This window comes from Atribacterota bacterium (assembly GCA_028717805.1).
In the GTDB taxonomy this organism is placed as follows: Bacteria; Atribacterota; Phoenicimicrobiia; order Phoenicimicrobiales; family Stramentimicrobiaceae; genus Stramentimicrobium.
Window position 1 is genome coordinate 1 of sequence record JAQUNC010000077.1, and the last position, 4824, is coordinate 4824.

At 37.6% G+C, this 4824-nt stretch carries 7 protein-coding genes; all 7 read left to right on the plus strand.

Translation table 11 applies throughout. The features are described 5' to 3' along the window. Positions 1-116: 116 nt before the first annotated feature. Positions 117-452, plus strand: a complete 336-nt coding sequence (locus tag PHD84_10495; GenBank protein MDD5638223.1) for an AtpZ/AtpI family protein — start codon at positions 117-119, stop codon at positions 450-452. 27 nt (positions 453-479) lie between these two features. Further along, positions 480-746, plus strand: a complete 267-nt coding sequence (locus PHD84_10500) for an ATP synthase subunit I (GenBank protein MDD5638224.1) — start codon at positions 480-482, stop codon at positions 744-746. A 2-nt stretch (positions 747-748) separates the two neighbouring features. Beyond that, entirely contained in the window at positions 749-1462 is a 714-nt protein-coding gene (locus tag PHD84_10505) for a F0F1 ATP synthase subunit A (protein ID MDD5638225.1), read from the plus strand. Next, the gene (locus PHD84_10510; GenBank protein MDD5638226.1) at positions 1455-1724 is read left to right on the plus strand and encodes a F0F1 ATP synthase subunit C; all 270 of its coding nucleotides are present in this window, start codon (positions 1455-1457) and stop codon (positions 1722-1724) included. The genes PHD84_10505 and PHD84_10510 overlap by 8 nt, the downstream gene beginning before the upstream one ends. Positions 1725-1734: 10 nt before the next feature. Then, on the plus strand, positions 1735-2553 hold the full coding sequence (locus PHD84_10515) for a F0F1 ATP synthase subunit delta (GenBank protein MDD5638227.1): 819 nt from the start codon (positions 1735-1737) through the stop codon (positions 2551-2553). A gap of 21 nt (positions 2554-2574) precedes the next feature. Next, a complete protein-coding gene (locus PHD84_10520; protein ID MDD5638228.1) occupies positions 2575-4152 on the plus strand; it encodes an alternate F1F0 ATPase, F1 subunit alpha in 1578 nt (525 codons plus the stop codon). Beyond that, the coding region (locus tag PHD84_10525) for a F0F1 ATP synthase subunit gamma (GenBank protein ID MDD5638229.1) at positions 4118-4824 on the plus strand (707 nt) is incomplete at its 3' end. The genes PHD84_10520 and PHD84_10525, both read left to right, overlap by 35 nt.

A 4824-nucleotide genomic window follows, 5' to 3' on the forward strand; every position in this document is an offset into this window, starting at 1 on the left:
AAAAAGAGAGGTTGAAGAAAATTTTATTAAGATTAATAAACAGGAAGAGGGTGCCCGCAGTGCGCTGCAAAAACTGGAAGCTGATTTTGTCAGGAGGTTTTTGGATTTAGAGGCACATGGATAAAAAAAATAACTCTTCTGAAGAAAAAAGAGAAAAAGAATTTCTACGCGAGATTGAAAAGAAGGAAAAGAGAAGAATCAAGGCTCAAGGCAGGAAAAATCGCACTATCTGGATGGGATTTGGTTTATTTGGCGTTATTGGCTGGTCAGTAATGATTCCGACAATAATAGGAATTGGCATTGGTTTGTGGGTTGACAGTAAATGGCCTGGGCGGATATCATGGACCTTGACCTTTCTTGTTATTGGCATTGCCCTGGGCTGCTGGAATGCCTGGTATTGGGTACAGAAGGAACGTAAAGTGATTGAAAATGAAAGAGATGAAGGGGAGTAATCTAAAATCCAAGTATTAAAATTTATTATTTTAGGTTTTCTATCAGGTGTATTTTATTTCGGCGGATTATGGCTGACCCTGCAATATATGGTACACTCACGTTATCCGGCAGTGATTACTTTACTTAGCTATATCTTGCGAGTCGCGGTTTCTTTTTTTATTTTGCTTTACATTGCCCGCTTTGGAGAGTGGACTTATGTTTTATACTGGTTAGCCGGTTTTATTTTAGCCCGGATTATATTATCACGCTTGCTGGGTGATAGTTATCTGAAGAAAGATAAGAAGGAGCAATAGTTATGGAAATAACACCTGATGCCATTATCTATTTTCAGTGGAATGGCATTCATTTAAATGCCACTATCGTATTTACCTGGGTAGTAATGATTGTATTAGTACTAATTAGCTGGTTGGCTACAAAAGATTTAAAGGTAGGACATGACATTAGTCGCTGGCAGATTGCCCTGGAAGTAATAATCACCTATATCCGTCAACAGATTAAAGAAATTACCCGGCAAAATCCGGATCAATTTATTCCTTTTTTGGGCAGCCTCTTTTTATTTATTTCCATTTCTAACCTGCTCGCTATTGTTCCCGGGTATCATCCGCCTACTTCTTCACTGTCAACGACAGCAGCTCTGGCGGTTTGTGTATTTTTTGCCATTCCCATCTTCGGAATTGCCAAAGTTGGTGTCAAGAATTATTTAAAGCAATATCTGGAACCATCTGTTCTAATGCTGCCTTTTAATATTATCGGGGAGTTATCGCGAACCCTGGCTCTGGCAGTACGTTTGTTTGGGAATATTATGAGCGGCACCTTAATTGCCGGAATTCTACTGATTATTGCCCCCTTATTTTTACCGATTATTATGCAGGTATTGGGATTATTAATTGGTCAGATACAAGCTTATATCTTTACTGTTTTGGCTACCGTTTATATCGCTTCTGCTACCCAGGCAGAGGGCGAATTATACCAAAAAAATAATAATGAAGGAAGTGAGAAAAATGAGTAGTATTGATATCATAAGTGCAGTTTCCATTTTTACAGCTGGTATTACCATAGCTATCGGTTCTATTGGTCCGGCTATCGGGGAGGGTATGGCCTTAGCCCGGGCGCTGGGTGCCATTGCCCAGCAACCGGATGAAGCAAATACTATTACCAGAACATTATTTGTTGGTTTAGCCATGGTTGAATCTACAGCTATTTATTGTCTGGTAATCTCGGTAATTCTTATCTTTGCCAATCCCTTCTGGAATTATATTTTAAGTCAATAAGGTGAATTATATGATAATTGATATGTTTACAGTAATAGCACAGATTTTCAATTTTTTGATTCTGGTCATATTACTGAAAAAGTTTCTTTTTAACCAAATTATCGGCATTATTGACGAAAGAGAAGAACAGATTAAACAGCAGATAGACAGTGCCGAAAAACAGCAGAAAGAAGCTGAAGAGGAGATTAAAAAACAGCGGAAAATCAGGGAAAAGATGGAAGAAAATTGGGATAATGACCTTGCCCAAATGAAAAAAGAGCTCCAGGCTAAACGGGAAAAAATGATGGAAGAGGCCAGGCAAGCGGTAAATGAAGAAGAAAAAGATTGGAAAAATTCTATCCTTAAACAGCGTAATGCCTTTTTAAAAGAATTAAAAGAACTTTCCTGCCAGCAGGTATGCCAGATTTCCAGAAAGGTCCTGGCAGATCTGGCAAATGAAAAATTAGAAAATCAATTAATAGACAGTTTTTTACAACAATTAGAAGCTGCAAAAGACAATAATGGACAGGGATTTAAGTTATCTGATTTAGACGCAAAACAAGTAATAGAAATAAATACCGCCTTTCAATTGCAGAAAAAAGAAAAAGAAAAGATTACCGATAAATTAAAAAGGCTTCTTCAGGATGAAATAGATATTAGTTTTAAAGAATCTGAAGACCTTATCTGTGGAATTGAATTAAGGGCAAAAGGGAAAAAGATTTCCTGGAGTATAGAAAGTTATCTCAATTCCCTGGAAAAGAACTTACAAAAATTATTTGAAGAAGTTGAGAATCAACAGAATATCGACAACAAAGAAGAAGATAGCACAGAAGAAAAAGAAGAAGAATAAGTTCTCTTGGAGATAGATTTGATGAAAGAATTAATTCAAAATATGCCTCTACAGGATCATATAAAAGAAACTTTTTCCAGAATGAAAAAGGTTATAAAAAAGCAGGAAGCATCCTTTGATTTCCAGGAAATTGGAATCATTACTTCAGTTGGTAAAAATATTGTAAAGGTAAATGGCCTTCCCAATGTGAAATCAGGGGAGATTGTCCGTTTTAAAAAAGGACAATTGGGAATGGTCTTTAACCTTAATGCTGATAGTGTGGACATTATACTTTTAGATGAAGCAACATCTATTGGCTCGACTGATGAGGTAGAACGAACCGATAGGGTTATGAGTGTCCCGGTTGGTGAAATTCTCCTTGGTCGTATTATAGATTCTGTAGGCAGACCTCTTGATGAAAAAGGGGCTATCAGGTCAACAGAGTATGCACCAATTGAACAGGATGCTGCCCCCATTATGGATAGGGATCCTGTAAATACCCCTTTGCAAACCGGACTATTGGTAGTTGATTCTTTAATTCCGGTTGGCAGAGGTCAAAGAGAATTGATTTTAGGCGACCGTCAGACAGGCAAAACAGCCATTGCCATTGATACTATTTTAAATCAGAATAATGGAGATGTTGTCTGCATCTATTGTGCAATTGGCCAGCAAATATCTTCTGTTGCAAGGGTAATCTCCAGGTTAAAATCATCTCAAGCCATGGATTATAGTATTGTTTTAATAGCCTCCGGTGATGAGGCGCCTGGACTTAATTATATTGCCCCATATGCTGCCACCAGTATCGGAGAATATTTTATGAGAAAAGGCAAAGATGTTCTTGTTATTTATGATGATTTAACCCAGCATGCCCGTTCTTATCGTGAGTTATCATTATTAATGAGAAGGCCACCGGCAAGGGAGGCATTCCCGGGTGATATTTTTTATATTCACTCCCGCCTTTTGGAAAGGGCTACTCATTTGAAAAAAGAATACGGGGGAGGCTCTTTAACAGCCTTACCGATTATTGAAACAGAAGCCCAGAATTTATCAGCATATATACCAACTAATATAATATCGATTACTGATGGGCAGATATATCTTTCACCCCAATTATTCCAGGGTGGTATTCTACCGGCAGTGGATGTAGGCAAATCGGTTTCCCGCGTTGGAGGGAAAACCCAACTGGCAGCGTACCGCCAGGTGGTGGGGGATTTACGGTTAAGTTATTCTCAGTTCCAGGAACTGGAGATTTTTTCCCGTTTTGGAACTCAATTGGATGAAAATACCAAAAAAACTTTAACCCGGGGCAGAAGGATAAGGGAAATATTAAAACAGAAACAATATGAACCCTATTCGGTTTTAGAGCAAATTATCCTTCTTTTAGCTGTTTCCCGTGGTTTGCTGGACAAAATCCCTATTAGTAAAATTAGTATATTTAAAAAGAGGGTTAAAGAGAGCACTAAAGATAAATTTTCTGGAATTACCGAGAAAATTAATAATAATAAAACATTATCTTCTGATGATAAAGAGAGATTGACTTATTTTATTCAGGAGATAATTGATTCAATTGTGAAGGATACTGATTATGCAGATGCTGGAGACAATTCGCAGGAAAATTGAGAGTGCAAAAGATATGCACTCAGTGGTAAAAACAATGAAAGCCCTGGCTGCGGTGAATATTCATGCCTATGAGAAAGCAGTTAGTGCTATAAATTATTACCATCAGAATATTGAAGCTGGTTTGCAGATAGTTTTAAAAGAAAATTCTGAGATTTTAAAGGCACCCGCTACTGATGATATTAAATCAATCGGTATCATTGTTTTTGGTGCACAAAGAGGAATGGCCGGTAATTTTAATTTACCAGTCGTTAATAAGCTGGATTCCTGGATGAAAGAAAGGGGTTTAAAACAGCAGTCTTCAGTGACTGCCTGTGTTCTGGGAGATAGGATTTTAGAGCCTTTGAAGGATATTGGAATTTCGACAAATTATAAGCTTGATTTTCCTAATTTTCGCTATAATCTGGATAGTACCATTCAAGAGGTACTCTTAATAATAGAAAAATGGCGTTTCCAGAAAAGGGTATCTCATATCCATCTTTTTTTTAACCGTCCAACAAGCAGTTCTTCTTTTAAACCAGGTCATTTTCAGTTATATCCTTTAGACCCTGATTGGCTCAGGGAGTTGGTAGCAAAGCAATGGCCTTCCGGTTCCATACCATTGTATACTATCCCAGCTGACACTTTGTTTAACCTGGTTATCCGCCAGTATTTCTATATTTCGCTCTATAAAGC